The organism is Pseudomonas sp. K5002, assembly GCF_013386655.1.
Classification (GTDB): Bacteria; Pseudomonadota; Gammaproteobacteria; order Pseudomonadales; family Pseudomonadaceae; genus Aquipseudomonas.
In genome coordinates this window covers 1-1,974 of record NZ_JACARK010001251.1, presented here as the reverse complement: position 1 = coordinate 1,974, position 1,974 = coordinate 1, and the positions used below count along the sequence as shown (strand labels likewise).

2 protein-coding genes and 1 pseudogene are annotated in these 1,974 nt (G+C 63.6%); all 3 read right to left on the bottom strand.

The window, feature by feature from the left end; genetic code table 11:
• Nucleotides 1–355: pseudogene (locus tag HX846_RS35410) on the bottom strand (ABC transporter permease); the annotation flags it as partial.
• Nucleotides 352–1,293, bottom strand: a complete 942-nt coding sequence (locus HX846_RS35405; protein ID WP_003208135.1) for an ABC transporter permease — start codon at nt 1,291–1,293, stop codon at nt 352–354. The gene HX846_RS35405 and the pseudogene HX846_RS35410, both read right to left, overlap by 4 nt.
• Before the next feature lie 2 nt (nt 1,294–1,295).
• Nucleotides 1,296–1,974: ABC transporter substrate-binding protein (locus tag HX846_RS35400; protein WP_256740342.1), on the bottom strand; the 679-nt coding region annotated here is incomplete at its 5' end.

Sequence of the window (1,974 nt, the reverse complement as noted above, 5' to 3'; positions counted from 1 at the left end):
GCAGGAACCCGGCCAGCAGGCCCAGTACCGTGCCGGCGGTGATCGCCAGCGTCACCGTCAACACACTCACCCACAGGCTGGTGTGCGCGCCGATCATCAGCCGGCTCAGCACGTCGCGACCGTACTCGTCAGTGCCCAGCCAGTGCGCGGCGGTGGGCGCCTGCAAGCGCGCCAGCAGGTTCAAGGCCAACGGGTCATGGGGCGTCCAGACCAGGCCCAGCAAGGCCATGATCAACAACAAGGCCAGCAGCAGCGCGCCGATCAGCGCGTTCAGCGGCGGCATACGCCAGGCCCTGGGGGCACGCGCCGGTGCCGGCAACAGCACCTCGGGTGCGGCAGGTAGAGGCTTATTCATAACTTAACCCTGGGGTCGAAGAGCGGGTACAGCAGGTCCACCAACAGGTTGACCAGCACATAAACAAAGGTCACCAGCAGCAGGCAGCCTTGCAGCACGGGGTAGTCCCGGGCGTAGATGGCGTCGACCATCAGCCGGCCGATACCTGGCAGGGTGAACACGGTTTCGAGCACCGCGATGCCGCTGAGCAGGTTGCCGAGGATCAGGCCGATCAGGGTCAGGGTCGGTGCAAACGAGTTGCGCAGCGCATGGCGCCACAACACCGCCCGCTCCGACAAACCCTTGGCACGGGCATGGGTGATGTATTCCAGGCGCAGCACTTCAATTGCACTGGCCCGGGCCATGCGGGTGATCGCGCCGAGTTCCACCAACGTCAGCGTGACAATCGGCAGCACGATAAAACTCAAGGCCTGCCACGGCGATTGGCCGAACGACACGTAACCCACCACCGGCAGCCAGCCGAGCTTGATGCCGAACGCGTAGAGCAACAGCAGGCCCAGCCAGAAACTCGGGATCGACAGCAACAGGGTCGCGGTGGAGACCACGCCAAAGTCCAGGGAACTGTTCTGTTTCCACGCCGAGAGCAAGCCTGCCGGTACCGCAATCAACGCCGCGAGCAACACCGAGACCAGCACGATCCCGGCACTCACCTGGAAGCGGTCAAGGATCAGCGGCAACACCGCTTCATTGGTGGTGATGGAATGCCCGAGGTCGCCGCTGAGCACCGCCTTGAGCCAGATCACAAACTGCAGCGGCAGCGGCTGGTCCAGGCCCAGGGACGCACGGGCGACCTCCAGGCTGTGGGCATCGGCCATGTCGCCGAGCATCAGCAGCGCCGGATCACCGGGCACCAGGCGGATGATCGCGAACACCATCAGCGAGATCAGCAGCAAGGTCGGGATCGACATCGCCAGCCGTTGAAAGATGAAACGCAACATCCTCAGTTACTCCCGGTCGCAGGGACGCTGACGGTCCACAGGCGCGGCTTGGACACCGGCCAGGTGCGCAGGCCTTTGACGTAATCACGGCTGGCGGCGATGGCATTGCCGTTGTACATCGGGATCATCGGCACGTCCTTGAGCATCTGCTGATGCAGTTGGTCGAACAGCGCCTGGCGCTTGCTGATATCGCCTTCGCGCTGGGCTTCACGCAGCCATTCCTGGGCCTGGGGGTTGTCCCAGACCTTGCGCGCTTCCTTGTCCTTGTCGCCGGTCATCGAGTCGAAACTCAGGGCCGGGTCAAGGCGTTCGGAATACGGGAACGCCATCATCTGGTAGTTGCCGGTCTGGTAGCGCTCCAGCTGAGTGCCCCACTCCAGGGTTTCCAGTTCCAGGTTGATGCCGCTGGCCTTGGCCATGGCTTGCACGAACACGCCCATGTCGAAGATCGCGGCGTAGCGCTTGTTGACGATCAGTTTGATTGGTTGGCCTTTATAGCCGGCTTCCCGCAGCAGTTGGGCGGTCTTGGCCGGGTCGAAATCGAAGCCCTGGTTCTCGATTGCCTGGTGGTAGTGGCTGCCACTGGCGACCATCGAATTGTTGGCCTGGGAACGGCCACCGGTCAGGGCGGCGACGATTTGTGCGGAGTCCAGCGAATGGGCGATGGCCTGGCGCAGGCGC

Excerpts from the sequence above, each read along its gene's own strand:
- HX846_RS35405 (WP_003208135.1), bottom strand. The coding sequence starts at position 1,293 with ATGTTGCGTTTCATCTTTCAACGGCTGGCGATGTCGATCCCGACCTTG.